Consider the following 15,989-nt stretch of genomic DNA (forward strand, 5'->3'; position numbering starts at 1 on the left):
GGGCAAGGTGCAGGTTCAAGCACAGAGCGACAGCATCGAGGTCACCGGCGACCAGGACGTCAAGATCACCGCCATCAAGGGCCAGCAGCTGTGGAACGGCAAGAAGGAGATTCTGCTGACCAGCGGCGGCGCTTATGTGCGGATCAAGGACGGCAAGATAGAGCTGCACGCGCCCGGCACCGTCAGCTTCAAGGGCGGAAGCCACGATTGGAGCGGGCCGGCCAGCATGAGCCCGCCGTTCCCACGCTTCCCCAATACCGTTTGCAAGACCTGCATGGCGCAAGGTTTCAAGCAGGCCAATCCCTTGGTGGCGGCTAAATGAGCCCGGCGGTGCTGTTGACCAAACCTTCTTCGGCCGCGTGGCTGGATCTGCTGCTTGAGCAAGCGCGCCGCCTGGGTTTGGAATGGCTGGACTTCATCGTGGATCAGGGCGATATCGGCGACGCTTGGCAGAGCCGCGCCCCGGCCATGCTCATGCCGCGCAGCCTCTTGCTGGAGACCCCGCACGCCGAGGCCGCCGACGAAGGGCCGGCCTTGCTGCGTTTGCCGCTGCACTCCCCGGCTGGATTGGAAAAATGGACGCGGCAGCTGGATAAATGGCAGGGCGAGCCGCGCTTGCTGGCCCTGTTGAGCGATTGGGATTTCGACGCCTTGGCCGAGCGGCTGAGCGCCTGTCTGCAAGCCTCCTGGGACCAGGGCCGGCAACAGGGCGTGTTGCGTTTCAACGATCCGCGCGTGTTTGCCGCGGTATGCGAGGCGCTGGAGCCGGCGCAGCGGCGTTTCTTGTTGGAGACGGCCTTGCAATGGCATTGGCTGGACCGTGACGGCAATGCCCGCTGTCTGGAGCCGGATGTCGACGTGATGCGGAGTTGGCCGCTGTGGGAGGAGGAGACCCTGAGCCTGTCGCCGTCGCAGATCGATGAATTGATGGTGTGGCACCAGGCGGAAAGCTGGCGTCAGGACCATCTGCTGACGCCGTCGATGTACGGGCTGAGCTCGCAGGAAGAACTGATGGCGCGGCTGGCGGCGGCGCACCGGGCGGCGGACCGGGCCAAGCTGTGGTCGGAGCCGGAACGCCAGCCCTTGATCGAGCGCCGCTTGAGAGAGCCGGCGTGAGCATGGCCGCGGCCTGGGCGCGTTTTTGCGGGTGGCTGATTTTGCTGCTCCTGTCCGGCTGCACGACATCGCCCAAAACCATAGGCGTCGGCGCGCGGGTGGTGAATACCATGGCCGGCGCCGAGATTGTGCATGCCAGTTTTAACGGTCAGGCCATAGGCGGTTCCGGCGGCGAAGAGTGTTGCATCAGCCTGCCGGCGCAGTGGCGGCCGGGCATGACGGCGACGATAGAGTGGGTGAAGGATCCTAGTCCTGGGGTAAATCCAGGAGGGCGGCGTGCGCCGTCTTGGAATCCGGATGGAACGACACCGCCGGAGTGGCACCACTGGCTGAAGGAGCACCAGGCTAACTATGTCCGCCATTGGCTTACGCTCCCCGTGCCGGCCTATGAAGATACTTGTGGTTTGTCCCTGGTGTTTTTGCCTTGCGATGAGGTGTATCCGCTGATTGACTGCCGGCAGCGCCAGCAAGTGTTTAGCGGTTTGCGCGAGAAAACCTCGGCAGAGTGGCGGCAGGAGCTGGCGCGACGCCTGGGCGCTCGCATGCGCTGCGACGCGCCGGCGGAATCCGGCAAGGGCGGATGGTGATGCGCGCGCCAAACCGTGGCGAGATGGCTGCGGTGCACATGCCATGGCTGGCGTGGGCCGCTTGTGGCGTCTTGGCTTTGGGGCTGGCGGCTTGCCAGACCATCGCGCCGCCCAAAACCCTAGGCGCCGGCGCGCGAGTGGTGAATACCGTGGCGGGCACGTCGATTGTGCGCGCCAGCTTTAACGGCCAGGGCATGGGCGGCGGCGGCGGCGAGGAGTGTTGTGTCAGCCTGCCGGAGCAATGGCGGCCGGGCATGACGGCGACGATAGAGTGGGTGGTGGATCCGAGTCCGGAGCTTAATCCTGATGGGCGACGTGCGCCGCCTTGGAATCCCGACGGGACGACGCCGCCGGAGTGGCTGCGTTGGATGAAAGAGCATCAAGCAAATTATGTTCGCCGCAAGGTGACGATGGCGGTGCCCAGGTATGAAAAAGTGTCTTCCCTGGTTCTGGTGTTCCTGCCTTGCGATGAGGTGTATCCGTTGATTGATTCGGTCGAGCAGGGGCGGGTGTTTGGCGGCCTGAGAGGGCTGGCTTCGTCGGAGTGGGACGATGAAGTCATTCGCCGTTTGGGGGCAGGGAAGGTCTGTGCGGCAGGCAGATGAATTCGACGGGCTTGGCCATGTGCGTTTGGCGTGTTGGCAGTGTGACTGAGTCAATCCGTATTTCCGCATGGAGGATAACACCATGACGAGGATCGCTTTAACGATTGGTTTGCTGCTGCTGGCCCTGGCCGGGTGCCGGAGCATGGAGCGGCCCAAAACCCTAGGCGCCGGCGCGCGAGTGGTGAATACCGTGGCGGGTACGTCGATTGTTCATGCCAGCTTCAATGGCCAGGGCATGGGCGGTGGTGGCGGCGAGGAGTGCTGTGTCAGCCTGCCGGAGCAATGGCGGCCGGGCATGACGGCGACGATAGAGTGGGTGGTGGATCCGAGTCCAGGGGTGAATCCTGGTGGGATTCGGCAACCTCCCCGGAGCAAGTATGGATCTATCACGGCGGAAGGTAGTAGATGGTATGAGGTGCATGAAGCAAATTATGTTCGCCGCAAGGTGACGATGGCGGTGCCCGGGTATGAAAAAGTGTCTTCCCTGGTTCTGGTGTTCCTGCCTTGCGATGAGGTGTATCCGTTGATTGATTCGGCGGAGCAGGGCCGGGTGTTGGGCGGCTTGCGCGGTCGTGAAGACCGTTATCCGGAGATGATCCGTCGGCTGGGTGGTCGGCAGACGTGTTCGGGAAGTGGATGATTCCCGGCTAGAGTCGCTTCCTGTCAGTCCGCATTGCGGTGTTGGCGTGGGTGGTTTTGGAGTGGGACGGCAAATCGGAATTCAGTATTGAGGGTGAAAACGATGAAATGGTTCTCTGTTAGTGCATGGCTGCTCTTGACCCTGAGCCTGCTTGGATGTCAAAGCATGGCGCAGTCCAAAACTATAGGCGCTGGCGCGCGGGTAGTAAACGCGATGCCAAAGGCGGAAATTGTACGCGCCAGCTTTAATGGCCAAGCAATTGGCGGTTCTGGTGGCGAGGAGTGCTGCATCAATTTACCGGAAAAATGGCAGCCAGGTATGACGGCAACAATCGAGTGGGTGAAAGATCCTAGCCCAGGGGTGAATCCGGGAGGAGAAAAGCCTCCGCCAAGAGGAAAGTATGGTTCTATCACTGCCGAAGGTTCTAAGTGGTTTGAGAGACACGAGGCGAATTATATCAACCGTAAGGTAACAATCTCTATTCCACGTTATGAAAATACTTGTGGTTTATCGTTGGTGTTCATGCCTTGCGATGAGGTATATCCAGTGATTGATTGTGGCCAGCGTCAGAAAGTATTTAGCAACTTGCGCAATAAAACCTCTTCCGAGTGGAGGCAAGAAGTAGTGAGACGCTTGGGAGGGAGACAGCAATGCCAGCAATAATTGCTCCGGGATTTCCGCGAGAGGGTTACCTGCCCACCAATTTGCAAAGCGTTATACAGCGGAGAAGTGAACAGCAGCGTGATGTCGACCTTGCCAAATGCCTAGCGAGGCAGGAGGGACAACCATCACCTTGTGTACAGGTGCTACATACCAGCCTGTTTTTTGATGGCACCAATAATCATGGCCCTTCGGATGACAAAGCCGATCCGGTGAATAGCAGCAATGTACGTCGTCTTTTCAATGCGTCTATTGGTAATGGTGAAGGCAACGAGTGGGGGTATTACAGCTTTTATATTCAAGGTGTTGGAACAGTATTCAAGGAAATCGGCGAGGATAAGCCTAGCAGCAGTGGCTTGAGTTTTGCCTCGGGGGGCGAAGATCGCATTCTGTGGGGGATTACTCGAATCGTCAGCGCATTGCAGGTGGCGATGGGGGATCCGGTAATGTCTGACGCCACGGCTCTCCAATTAATCAAAGACATGCAGTACACCTATGAGGAAGACGACAAAGGCGTCAAAAAACGCAGCAGCACCACGTTGGCGCAACGCCGCGCGGTGATGCAGAAGGTGTTGGCGCCGATTGTCGCTAAGCGCGAAGCCGACTACAAGCCGGAAATCCTGCGCATCAAGTTGTACATCTATGGCTTCTCGCGCGGCGCGGCCGAGGCGCGCTCCTTCCTGTGGCGGCTGCGCGAATTGATGGACGTCGAGGCCGGCACGCTGTGCGGCATCCCCGTCGCGGTGGAGTTCCTCGGCCTGTTCGACACCGTGGCCTCGGTGGGGCTGACCGAGCTGGCGCCGGGGGCGGAAGGCCATATGGGCTGGGCCGACGGCACGATGAAGCTGCCGCCGGAGGCAGGCTATCTGAAGCGCTGCGCGCATCTGGTCAGCGCGCACGAGCAGCGGCTGTGCTTTCCGCTGGATTCGGTGGCCATCGCCAACCGCAGTTATCCCGGCTGCGTGTTGGGTGAATGGGTCTACCCCGGCATGCATAGCGATGTGGGCGGCGGTTATCCGCCCAAGGATCAGGGCAAGGCGCGCGAGGGGCAGGGCATGCTGTTGTCGCAACTGCCCTTGCTGCATATGTACCGGCTGGCTTTTGATGCAGGAGCGCCCTTGCAGGCAGATAAGGCCTTGCTGAAGGATGCCAATGCGGAGCAATTGGCCATGCTGGAGGGGCGCGAGCCCTGGCGCTTTATGAGCGATGTGACAAGCCGCTTGTTTATTTATAACGAGGAGTTAATCCAACGCTTCGAAGCCTGGCGTCAGCATGCCGGCAGCGGCGCGTCGCTGGAAGACCTGCTGCAGTGGCAGACCGCGCAGATCACCGCCTGGCGCATCGCCCGTTACGCAGGCGGCGTCGACGAGAAAGGCGGGCCGGGTTATCGCAACGCCGAGTTTTACAAAAACTCCCAGGACACGCCCAAGTGGCTGGTGGACGCGCAGGAGTCGGAGTGGAAGGCGCAGCGCCGCAAAGGCGTTGCCACCGGGGTGACGCTGAAGCCTAAGGGAAAAGAGGCGGACGCGAGCCAGGTTTCGGAGGGTTTCAAACCTAACCTCAATAAGCAGTACGAGCCGGTGATGGATCAGACCCAGTTGCGGGAAGGGGCCAAGGACTTCGCCGACGATTACATGGGCCGAACGTCCTTGTCCTTTAACCTGATTGGCGGCTTCGCCACCTTCTTCACCGGCTTGTCCCGCCCGTTCAGCGACGATTGCCAGGCGGAACTGGTCATGCTGCGGGAGGATGGCAATGATTTGTACCCGGCGGTGGTCAAGGACGAGAAGCTGATGGCGCTGTACGACGAGCATGTGCACGACTCCCGCGCCTGGTTCATGCATTACGCGCTGGGCAAGCGCGAACCTCACGGCACTTATCTGCGTTACCGCACTGTGTTCTTCACCGACGGCAACAGCAATAAGAAGCCGATCTGCCAGGCGCCGCGCGCGCAGGAAATCCGGCGCGAACAGCAACGCCAGGCCGAGGAACGGCGCGGCGAGCGCATTGGCGGAGGCCGGCATTGAGCCCGGCGTATCAACATCATGGCAAGAGGGTTCCGGTGGTGAACAAGCAAGCATGGCGGATCTGCGCCGCGTTGATTTTGGCCTGTGGCCTCGCGCCGGCACAGGCCGCCGCGCCGGACAAGGCGGCCGGCACCTATGTGCCGGCCGACGAGGACTGGTTGCCCAGCAGTCTGGTTCTGCTGCCTTCTGGCCAGTTTGAATGGTTCATCAAGGGCAGCGGCGCGCGCACGGTGCGCGGCGATTGGACGCGCGGGCGGGGACGGATCGTTCTGCGCGCGGCGGCAGGCGGCGAAGCGCCGGCCTACCGGCAATTGCCCTATGCCTCCGGCCGCTTCATGGCCGCGGACCGCTACGACGAGGCGATGATGACGGTGGCGGTGCTGGCGGCCGGCCGCATGGGCGTGGCGGGAACGGAGGCCCTGCTGGAAGACGATCAGGGCCGGCAAGTGGAGGCCGAGGCCACCCGGACGCCGGGCTATCTGATCGCCTGGCAGCCTAAGGCATGGGGAGCGTGGCGCAAGGTGGGCCTGCGCCTGGCCGGATCCGGGCAAGCTTGGCAGTGGTTCGAGGTGGACGCCGCTGGCAGGACGGAGCGGGCGGCCGGTTTCGAGCTGAGCAACGCCGACGCGGTGCAGCCCCTGTTCCGCCAGGCGGAGCTGGAGATCCAGGCGGACGGCGGCTTAACGATGCCCAAGCCGGCCCCTGAGATTCCGGTGCGCTCCGTGTTGCGCTACCGCAAATTGGACCGTCCGCTGACGGCGGCGCAATTGGCCGGGCATTACCGGATGGAGAGCCGGACGGAGTCCGAGCTGGCCTTGCAGGCCGACGGTCAGGCTTCCTGGTCCTTGTTGGCCAGCCGCGCTTATTATCTGGAGGGCCGTTGGCGGGTGAGCAACGGCCTGGTGACGGTGGAGGCGCAATTGCCGGCTCAGGCGCCCAAGTACCGCCTGATGTCGGATGGGGAAATGAATGTGCGTCAGCCGGCCACGGCGAGGCAATTGATCGCCATCGTCGGCCAGCCGCGCGTGGGCGGGGCGGCCGGCATCGAGGTCCGCTTCGAGGCGGCGGGCAAAACGCTGGGACAGGCGGTCAGCAACGCCAGCGGCGATGCGATCCTGGATTGGGACGGCAAGGCCGACGACTGGACCCGCGTGGCCTTGCGGCGTCAGGGCAGCGCCGACGCCTGGACCTGGCTGGAGGTGCCGGCCGCGCGCCGGGCGGACCGCTTGCTGGCCATCGCCGTCGACGACCTGGGGCTGAGCCGGCCGGCGATTCCCTCCTTGATCTTCGGCCTGGGCGAGGATGGCGGCCTGCTGTTGCGCGAGCCGTTGAGCTTTGGCCTGGAGAAGTATTTCAAAACCAAGAAATAGCGGTTTCGCGCCGGGGGCAGCCCGCCGGCGCGGCCGGATAACAATGATGTCACGTGTGCCTTAATGCTTGAATCCTTATTGCCGTATTACGAGCGCGAACTCGGACACCTGCGCCAGCTGTCCGGCGAGTTCGCGCGCCGCTATCCCAAGATCGCCGGCCGCCTGCAAATGGAAGGCGACCAGTGCGAGGACCCGCATACCGAGCGGATGATAGAGTCCTTCGCCTTCCTGGCCGCGCGCATCCACAAGAAGCTGGACGACGAATACCCGGAGGTGGCCACCAGCTTCCTCAATGTGCTGTATCCGCACTATCTGCAGCCGATTCCCTCCGCCACCATCGTGCAGTTCGAGTGCGATCCGCAACGGCCGGAAATCGCCAAGCGCTACCGGGTGGAGCGCGGCCAGCCGGTGCACGCGCCGGCGATGCAGGGCGTGGTGTGCAAATTCCGCAGCGCCTATCCGGTGGACCTGTATCCGCTGTCGCTGACCGAGGCCAAGCTGGAACTGACCAGCGGCTCGCCCTATCTGCGCCAGCTGGCGCCGGAGGCGGCGGCGGTGCTGACGCTGGAGTTCCACACTCACGGCGGCCTGGCGCTCAACGCCATCGATCTGCAATCGCTGCGTTTCTTCCTGGACGGCGAGCCGGCGCTGATGCATCTGTTATATGAGATGCTGCTGTCCAATGTGCAGAGCGTTAGCGTGGGCGATGGCAGCGAGGACCCGGCGCGCACCCGCAAGCTGCCGGCGGCCAGCCTGAAGGCGGTGGGCTTCGGCCGCGACGAGGGGCTGCTGGATTACGACGAGCGCTCCTTCATGGGCTACCGGCTGCTGACCGAGTACTTCTGCTATCCGGACAAATTCCTCTTTGTCGATCTGCTGCAGCTGGACAAGGCGGTGGCGCGGCTGGATGGCGACAAGCTGGTGCTGCGCCTGCTATTGGACCAATACCCGGACAGCGAGCGCCACAACCGCCTGCAAACCCAGTTGCAGGCCCAGCATATGAAGCTGGGCTGCACCCCCATCGTCAATCTGTTCACCCAGCCGGGCGAACCGATACGCGTCACCCACCAGAAAGCCAGCTATCCGGTGCTGGTGGACGGGCGCAAGCAGCAGGCTTACGAGGCGATCCAGATCAAGCGCGTGGTGCGGGTGGAAAAATCCGGCGACGGCGAGAGCAGCGAGGAAGTGCCGCCGTTCTACGCGATACGCCATGGCAGCGAAAAGAGAACGCCGCGCTTTTATTGGCATGCCAGCCGCGAACGCTCGCCGCGTCAGGGCGACAAGGGCACGGATCTGGAGCTGCACCTGGCGGACCTGGAGTTCAACGCCGTGCGTCCGGCCACCGAGGTGCTGAGCCTGGAGCTGCTGTGCAGCAACCGCGACCTGCCGGAACAGATTCCGTTTGGCGGCAGCCAGTCCACTCAGCGCACCGACTTCTCCCTGCCCGGCCATTCCGTGGTCAAGCGCGTGCGCCTGCTGCGCAAGCCCAGCGCCAGCCAGCGCAGCCCGCTGGGGCGCGCGGTGCAATGGCGCCTGGTGTCACATCTGTCGCTGAACTACATGTCCATCGTCGATTCCGGCTGCGCCGCGCTGCAGGAAATGCTGGCCTTGTACAACCTGACCGATTCCCCGGTCAATGTGCGCCAGATCCAGGGCGTGGTGGGAATCGAAAGCCAGCCGGCGGTGACCCGGGTGTCCGGCCGCGATTTCAGCGGCTTCGTGCGCGGCAGCGAAATCCGCCTGACGCTGGACCCGGATTACTACGTCGGCGGCAGCGTCTACCTGTTCGCCGCGGTGCTGGAGCGTTTCTTCGCGCTCTACTGCGCGCCCAACAGTTTTACCCGGCTGCGGGTGCATGCGGTGCAGCAGGACGAGGCGCTGGCTTCATGGCCGGCCCGCGCCGGCGAGGCCTTGGTGATTTGAGGACGCCATGGAAATATTGATCGCTTTGCTGCTGGCGCCCAGCTTTTGCCAATTGCTGTATTACTCCTTGTCCTCCGAGGAGGGCTTGCGGCAGCGTGGCCCGGCGCTGGATTGGGTGATGTGTCTGGGCTTGCCGCTGGCGATGCTGTTGCTGGGCTGGTGGGGCTTGGTGAGCGGATCGGGCCAGATGGCGGGCTATGGCGTGTTGCTGTTCGCGCCGGGCGGTGCGCTGAGCCTGATCACCGGGCTGTTGTTTGGTTTGTGGGCGATGCGTCGCCGCAGCCGGCCGGAGGTGGATCATGAGCGCCAATGATAGGGCGATGCGGGCCGCGGCCCAGCGCAAGCCGCGTGATCTGAAGCAGGAGCTGGGGCGCGACGCCAGCCAGTTCGGTTTTTTCCAGGCGGTGCGCATCCTCGGCCTGGCCACGCGCAAGCGCGGCGAGCGCCGCGGCCGGCTGCCGGCCAGCCTGCGCTTCCGTTCGCTGGCCTCGCTGTCCTTCCCGCCCAGCGAGCTGTGCCGCTATCAGCCGGCCAGGGAGCCGGAGCAGGCCGACGCCACCGACGAGATGACGGTCAGCTTCATCGGGCTGACCGGCCCCAGCGGCGCCTTGCCCACCAGTTATACCGAGCTGCTGCTGGAGCGACGCCAGCAGTACAAGGATGGCTCGCTGCACGCTTTCCTGGACATCTTCAGCCATCGCGCCACCGCCTTGTTCTTCGGCGCCTGGCGCAAATACCGTTATTGGTTGGAAGTGGAGGCCGGCGAGCGCGACGGCTTCACCCGCAATCTGCTGGACCTGGGCGGCCTGGGCTTGTCTCAATTGCGCAAGCAGATGGGACCGGACGCGCAGCTGGATGAAAACCTGTTCATCTATTACGCCGGCCTGCTCAGCCAGAAGCCCTTGTCGGCGCAGGCGCTGGAAACCCTGATCCAGGGTTTCTTCGGCGTCGACGCCGCGCTGGAGCAATTCGTCGGCCAGTGGATGAAGGTGCCGGCGACGGAACAAAGCCGGCTGGGTGCCAGCGACAGCGAACTGGGCGTGTCCTTGTTCGCCGGCGCCCGGGTCTGGGACCGCCAGACCAAGCTGCAGCTGCGGCTGGGCAGCATGCGCCGCGCCCAGTTCGAAGCGCTGCTGCCGGGCGGCCCCGGCGCGCAGGCCTTGCAGGCGCTGCTGCAATTCGCCGTCGGCCACAATCTGGCGGCCGACGTCAGCCTGGTGCTGGACAAGCGCGACGTGCCGCCGTCGCAACTGGGCGGCCCGGTGGACTTGCGGCTGGGTGGCAATTGCTGGCTGGGCCCGCAGCGGCGGGACCCTGAAGACATGCGCTATGCGCTGCTGCATTGAGCGGCGCCGGCGAAACTGATTTTTCATTTTGAGCGTATTGGAACGATATGTCCGTATCCCTGAAAGCCCTGATCGACAGACTGACTCCCACCGCCCGCCAGGCGATTGAGCAGGCGGCCAGCCGCGCGCTGGCGCGCACTCACTTCGAAATCGAGATCGAACACGCGCTGCTGGCGATGTTCGACCAGGACAACAACGCCGCGCTGGCGGCGCTGCACGCGCTGGGCGCGGACCTGCCGCGCATCGAGCGCGAGCTGGAAGCGGCGCTGGACGCCTTCCGCAGCGGCAATACCCGCAACCCGGTGCTGTCCGCCTGGCTGCCCAAGTGGCTGGAAAAGGCCTGGCTGCTGGCCAGCGCGGAACAAGGCCAGGACGATGTGTCCACCTTGGACCTGCTGCTGGCGCTGTGGCAGGACGAGGCGCTGCGCGGCGCGCTGCAATCCGGCTCCGCCGCGCTGGCGCGCCAGGACGCCGGCCGCTTGCAAGGCGCTTACGCCGCCTTGCGTCAGCACGGCGGCGAGGCCTCGGCCAACGCGCCGGCGGTCGAGGCCGGCGTGGAACCGACGATGGCCGCGCCCGTGGCCGGCAAGCGCGGCAGCCCGGCGCTGGACAAATACACCATAGACCTGACCGCCCAGGCCAAGGCCGGCAAGATCGACCCCATCCTGGGCCGTGATGTTGAAATCCGTCAGATGATAGACATCCTGATGCGCCGCCGGCAGAACAACCCCATCCTCACCGGCGAGCCGGGCGTGGGCAAGACCGCGGTGGTGGAAGGCCTGGCGCGCAAGATCGTGCACGGCGAAGTGCCGCCGGTGCTGGCCGGCGTCACCTTGCGCACCTTGGACCTGGGCTTGCTGCAAGCCGGCGCCAGCGTCAAGGGCGAGTTCGAAAACCGCCTGCGCCAGGTGATAGACGAGGTCAAGGCCAGCCCGGTGCCCATCATCCTGTTCATCGACGAGGCTCACACCCTGATCGGCGCCGGCGGCGCGGCCGGCCAGAACGACGCGGCCAACCTGCTGAAACCGGCGCTGGCGCGCGGCGAATTGCGCACCATCGCGGCAACGACCTGGGCCGAGTATAAGAAGTACTTCGAAAAGGACGCCGCGCTGGCGCGCCGCTTCCAAGTGGTGAAAGTGGAAGAGCCGGCGCCGGAAATCGCCGTGCAGATGGTGCGCGGCCTGACCCCGGCGATGGCCGAGCACCACAAGGTGGAAATCCTCAACGAGGCGGTGGCCGCCGCCGTGCACCTGTCCAGCCGCTATATCGCCGGCCGCCAGTTGCCGGACAAGGCCATCAGCGTGCTGGACACTGCCTGCGCCCGCGTCGCGCTGTCGCGCGCCGGCAAGCCGGGGCCGATCGAGGACGTGTCGGTGCTGATAGACAATATCGACCGTGAAATTAGCGCGCTGCAGCGCGAAGAAGGCCACGCCGAGCGCATCGCCGAGCTGGAAGCCCAGCGCGCCGAACTGCGGGCGGACCTGGAGCAATTGCACACCGCCTGGGACGAGCAGCAAAAGCTGGTCGCGGAAATCGACGAGCTCAAACAGCGGCAGGCCGAGGCCAAGCCGGTCAAGGGCAAGAAGCCGAGTCCGCTGCAGACCAAGCGCAAGGCGCTGCGCGAACTGCAGAAGCTGCAGCCGCTGGCCTTCGAGTGCGTGGATGAGAGCGTGATCGCCGACGTGATCTCCGGCTGGACCGGCATCCCGCTGGGTCGCATGGTCAGCAATGAGCTGGAACAGGTGCAGAAGCTGGCCTCGCTGCTGGGCGCGCGCGTCATCGGCCAGGATCACGCGCTGGAGCAGATCGCCGAGCGGGTGCAGATCGCCAAGGCCAATCTGGAAGATCCGGGCAAGCCCAAGGGCGTGTTCCTGCTGGTGGGCCCGTCCGGCGTAGGCAAGACCGAAACCGCGCTGGCGCTGGCCGAGGCCTTGTACGGCGGCGAGCGCAATCTGATCACCATCAATATGTCGGAATATCAGGAAGCGCACAGCGTCTCCGGCCTCAAGGGCTCGCCGCCGGGCTATGTGGGCTACGGCGAGGGCGGGGTGCTGACCGAGGCGGTGCGGCGCAAGCCCTACTCGGTGGTGCTGCTGGACGAGGTGGAAAAAGCCCACCCCGACGTGCTGGAGCTGTTCTTCCAGGTCTTCGACAAAGGCCTGCTGGAAGACAGCGAAGGCCGCGAAGTCGACTTCAAGAACACCATCATCCTGCTGACCTCCAATGCCGGCACCGACCTGGTGATGCGCGCCTGCGAGCACGGCGTCACCGTCGAGGGTGAAACCCGCGATCCGACGCCGGAAGACCTGGTGGAGATTCTGCGCCCCACGCTGCAGAACGTGTTCAAGCCGGCCTTCCTCGGCCGCCTGACCATCGTGCCCTATCTGCCGATCAGCGACGAGGTGCTGCGCGCCATCGTCGGCCTCAAGCTGAACAAGGTCCGCCAGCGCATCGCCGACAACCACGGCGCCCAGGTCGAGTTCCCGGAGGAACTGGCCGAGCAGATGGCGGCGCGCTGCCTGGACGTGGACAGCGGCGCGCGCAACGCCGACGCCATCCTGACCCGCACCCTGCTGGCGCAGATCTCCAGCGACTTGCTGGCGCGCATGGCCAGCGGCAAGCCGGTGAAGAAGATCGCCGTCTCGCTGAAGGGCGAGCAGGTCAAAGTGCGGCTGAGCTAAGGAGTCGCGCGCATGTGGAGAATGTTGGGCCTGTTCGGGGTCAGCACCGTCGCCTGGTGGGGGCTGCTGTGGCTGGTGTTGCCGCAAAGCTGGCAGCGCATCAGCCCGTCGGCCATCCTGCTGCTGCATCTGGGGCCGCCGATGCTGCTCAGCGCCGGCGTCAAGCTGTGGGGCTATTTGAAGGAAAAACGCGCCAAGCAGGCTGAGGCCGAGCAAGCCGCCGCGGCCGACGCTGAGCACCAGGCGGCGCGCGACGCCGCGCGCGAACGCCATCTGGCCGAGCTGCGCGAACGCCAGGCGGTGGTGGAGTGCCGCTGGTTATGGGCTTGCGCCACTCCGGCCGAGGACGAACCCTTCTGGCTGGCGGAGGCGCCGGACGGCTGCCTGTGGTCCAGCGTGGACAAGGCCGATGCCTGCGGCGACGCCGACGATGTGCTGGCCGCGCTGCGGCCGCACGTGGTCGAAGCGCTGAGCCAGCTCTACGCCGCCGCGCCCGGCGCGGCCTGGCTGCCGCTGCTGATGGAAGTGGTGCCCGGCCCGTCCGGCATCGAGCAGATCGCCGCGGTCAAGGAGTGGCAGCTGGAAGCCATGATGGCGGGGCAGGTCGATGAGGATTGGCCGGCGCCGGACGCGCGCTTCCTGGCCGGCGCCGGCACCGGCACGGTGGCGGACCGGGCGCGGCAGCTATTGCAGCAAGAGCCGGAACTGCCGGGCGTGTTGGTGCTCGGCGCCGATGCGCCGCTGGCGCTGCAAGGCGCCGACGACGGTGACGAAGGAGACACGGCGGCGGCAGAGCGTCAACGCTGGCTAGGCAAGCCGGGGTTGGCGGTGGCGGTGCTGCTGATGCTGCGCGAGCAACTGCCGGAGCCGGAGCAGGGTGTCGCCGTCACCGTGGCCGAAGGCGCCGATCCCTACCAGCCGTATTGGGAAAAAGACTTCAGCCGCTCCGGCGGCAGCTGGGGCCTGGTGCCGGGCCGCCACCAGGCCGGTTTGGCCGAACTGCCGGTGCTGGCCCAGCTTGGCCAGTCCAGCTCGGTCGCATTGCAGCAGGAGCGCGCGCTGCAATTGGCGCGCCAGCTGCAGCCGGTGCTGGACAACGCCCTGGTCAACGCGGCGTTGCTGGACTACCCGTTCAGCCCAGAGGACGCCAAGCCGGAGAATGACCAGGCCGCCAGCCTGGCCTGGCTGGCGCACAACGGCGGCGACGTCAATGTCGGCGGCGTGCGCCTGGCCGCCATCGCCAGCGCGCTGAGCCGGCATGGCGTGGAACTGCATCCGGTGGACGAAGCCAGCAATCTGGCGCGCGACTGGGGCGATGTCGGCGTCGCCGCCAGCGCCATGCTGACGGCCATCGCCGTCAGCCACAGCGCGCGGCTGGCCGCGCCGGCCATCCTCACTCAATTCAGCCACGAGCAGGTGGCGCTGGCCATGGCCAGACCGCCGCGCAAGGAGACCGCAGCATGAAACGCGTGATTCGACTGGGTGACCCCACCGATCATGGCGGCGCCGTCGTCAGCGCCGCATCCAGCACCACCCTGTTTGGCAAGAAGGTCGCCTGCCTGGGAGACGCCGTCACCTGCCCACAGCAGGGCCACGTCAACTGCACCATCGTGGAAGGCGATTCCAGCTGGCTGGTCGGTGGCAAGCCGGTGGCGCTGGAAGGACACAAGGTCAGCTGCGGCGCCGCGCTGATCTCCACCATGCCGGAAGTCGGCAAAGGCTGAACCGGCCACACCTATATATATAGAAGCTGAGCAAGCATGGAAAACATAGATCAACACGTGGAGCAGCTGCTGGCCCCCATTCCCGGCGCCGCGCCGGCGGGCGAGGACCTGGCCTATTCCACGCTCTTCGACCAGATTCGCGAAGCCCGCCGCAGCGACGATCCCGGCCTGTCGCAAGGGGATTGGGAACAGACGCTCAAGGTGGCGGAATGGCCCAAGGTCATCCGCCTGTGCGAACAGGCGCTGACGCAAAACAGCAAGGACCTGCAACTGCTGGTCTGGTATGCCGAAGCCCAGGTTCAGGTGAACGGCATTCACGGGCTGGCGCTGGGCCTGGCCGTGCTGGACGGCTGGCTGGCTCAATACTGGGAAAACGGTTACCCGGAGCTGGACCCGCACGATCTGGACGAGCGCGTCGGCAAACTGGAGTGGCTGAACCAGCAACTGGGCATCGCCATTCGTAGCGTGCCGTTGCTGAAGCCGGATTTCGGCGGCTACGGTTGGAACGATTGGCAGCAATCGCGCGAAGTCGAGAACCTGGGGCTGAAGGACGCGGACGCCAAGGCCACCGCCATCGCCGAAGGCAAGCTCTCCGGCGATGAGTTCGAAAAGAGCGCCACCCAGTCCGGCCACGTCTGGTTCCAGGGTCTGGCGGAAAACCTGGTGGCGGCCTTGAGCCGCTACGAAGCGCTGGATGCGCAAGTGGACCAGCGCTTTGCTGGCGAAGCGCCCAGCCTGGCGGAAATCCGCAACGGCATCTATGCCTGCCAGGACCTGGTGCTGCGCTACCGCCAGCAAACCGCGCCCGCCGGCGTTGCGCCGGCGCCCGTTCAAGTCAGCGAGGAAAGAAAAGCCGTGACTCAAAGCCACAGCGCGCCGGCGCCGGTCGCCGCCGCCCCCATCTCCTTCAACGGGCAGATCCGCAGCCGCCAGGAAGCAGTGCAGATGCTGAGCGAAGTCGCCCGCTACTTCCGCCATAACGAACCGCACAGCCCGGTGGCCTTATTGGCCGAGCGGGCGGCGCGCTGGGCCGAGATGAGCCTGGAGGAATGGCTGCAGCACGTGGTCAAGGACGGCTCCACGCTGAATCAGCTGCAGGAATTGCTGGATGTGAAGAAGGAATAGGGCGGTTTACACCGTTTGAAGCCACGGGCCGGAGTGTCTCTCCGGCCCGTTTTGCTAGCTGTTTCGCAGGTGTGATGGGGCTTTATTAAATACCCCTTGTGGATATCCGCTGACGTATCAATGGTTTGGGGTGTGTGGCCCGCTTTTGTTACGGTTTTTATCGCGAAAGGTGTTGACGGGTGTGG

Annotated in this window: 15 protein-coding genes; all 15 read left to right on the forward strand. The window is 64.8% G+C overall.

The window, feature by feature from the left end; genetic code table 11:
- Positions 1-322 (forward strand): DUF2345 domain-containing protein (locus LQT98_RS20545; protein WP_231464804.1); only part of this gene is annotated, 322 nt, incomplete at its 5' end.
- An 8-nt stretch (positions 323-330) separates the two neighbouring features.
- The gene (locus LQT98_RS20550) at positions 331-1,116 is read left to right on the forward strand and encodes a DUF4123 domain-containing protein (protein WP_231464806.1); all 786 of its coding nucleotides are present in this window, start codon (positions 331-333) and stop codon (positions 1,114-1,116) included.
- 2 nt (positions 1,117-1,118) lie between these two features.
- Complete coding sequence (locus LQT98_RS20555) at positions 1,119-1,703, forward strand: DUF3304 domain-containing protein (RefSeq protein ID WP_231464828.1); 585 nt, start codon at positions 1,119-1,121, stop codon at positions 1,701-1,703.
- Positions 1,703-2,308 (forward strand): DUF3304 domain-containing protein, encoded by a 606-nt coding sequence (locus tag LQT98_RS20560; RefSeq protein WP_231464808.1) that lies wholly within the window; start codon positions 1,703-1,705, stop codon positions 2,306-2,308. The genes LQT98_RS20555 and LQT98_RS20560 overlap by 1 nt, the downstream gene beginning before the upstream one ends.
- An 82-nt stretch (positions 2,309-2,390) precedes the next feature.
- Positions 2,391-2,948, forward strand: coding sequence for a DUF3304 domain-containing protein (locus tag LQT98_RS20565; protein ID WP_231464810.1), 558 nt, complete (start codon positions 2,391-2,393; stop codon positions 2,946-2,948).
- Positions 2,949-3,050: 102 nt separating this feature from the next.
- Positions 3,051-3,611 carry a DUF3304 domain-containing protein gene (locus LQT98_RS20570; RefSeq protein WP_231464812.1) on the forward strand — a complete coding sequence of 187 codons (561 nt, stop codon included), beginning with the start codon at positions 3,051-3,053 and terminating at the stop codon, positions 3,609-3,611.
- Positions 3,612-4,090: 479 nt separating this feature from the next.
- A complete protein-coding gene (locus LQT98_RS20575) occupies positions 4,091-5,635 on the forward strand; it encodes a T6SS phospholipase effector Tle1-like catalytic domain-containing protein (RefSeq protein WP_331282574.1) in 1,545 nt (514 codons plus the stop codon).
- 38 nt (positions 5,636-5,673) lie between these two features.
- Positions 5,674-7,005: a hypothetical protein gene (locus tag LQT98_RS20580; RefSeq protein ID WP_231464814.1), complete on the forward strand. Its 1,332-nt coding sequence runs from the start codon at positions 5,674-5,676 to the stop codon at positions 7,003-7,005.
- Between the two features lie 63 nt (positions 7,006-7,068).
- A complete protein-coding gene (tssF, locus tag LQT98_RS20585; RefSeq protein ID WP_231464816.1) occupies positions 7,069-8,928 on the forward strand; it encodes a type VI secretion system baseplate subunit TssF in 1,860 nt (619 codons plus the stop codon).
- A gap of 7 nt (positions 8,929-8,935) precedes the next feature.
- Entirely contained in the window at positions 8,936-9,241 is a 306-nt protein-coding gene (locus tag LQT98_RS20590; protein ID WP_231464818.1) for a hypothetical protein, read from the forward strand.
- Positions 9,228-10,274 (forward strand): type VI secretion system baseplate subunit TssG, encoded by a 1,047-nt coding sequence (gene tssG / locus LQT98_RS20595; RefSeq protein WP_231464820.1) that lies wholly within the window; start codon positions 9,228-9,230, stop codon positions 10,272-10,274. Before LQT98_RS20590 ends, tssG begins: the two co-directional genes overlap by 14 nt.
- Positions 10,275-10,321: 47 nt before the next feature.
- On the forward strand, positions 10,322-12,955 hold the full coding sequence (gene tssH / locus LQT98_RS20600; RefSeq protein WP_231464822.1) for a type VI secretion system ATPase TssH: 2,634 nt from the start codon (positions 10,322-10,324) through the stop codon (positions 12,953-12,955).
- Positions 12,956-12,967: 12 nt separating this feature from the next.
- Positions 12,968-14,419, forward strand: a complete 1,452-nt coding sequence (locus LQT98_RS20605) for a hypothetical protein (protein WP_231464824.1) — start codon at positions 12,968-12,970, stop codon at positions 14,417-14,419.
- A complete protein-coding gene (locus LQT98_RS20610; RefSeq protein ID WP_048409801.1) occupies positions 14,416-14,679 on the forward strand; it encodes a PAAR domain-containing protein in 264 nt (87 codons plus the stop codon). Before LQT98_RS20605 ends, LQT98_RS20610 begins: the two co-directional genes overlap by 4 nt.
- A gap of 36 nt (positions 14,680-14,715) precedes the next feature.
- Positions 14,716-15,804 (forward strand): type VI secretion system protein TssA, encoded by a 1,089-nt coding sequence (gene tssA, locus LQT98_RS20615; RefSeq protein ID WP_231464826.1) that lies wholly within the window; start codon positions 14,716-14,718, stop codon positions 15,802-15,804.
- The last annotated feature ends 185 nt before the right edge of the window (positions 15,805-15,989 follow it).

It is taken from the genome of Chromobacterium aquaticum (genome assembly GCF_021129195.1).
Lineage (GTDB): Bacteria > Pseudomonadota > Gammaproteobacteria > Burkholderiales > Chromobacteriaceae > Chromobacterium > Chromobacterium aquaticum.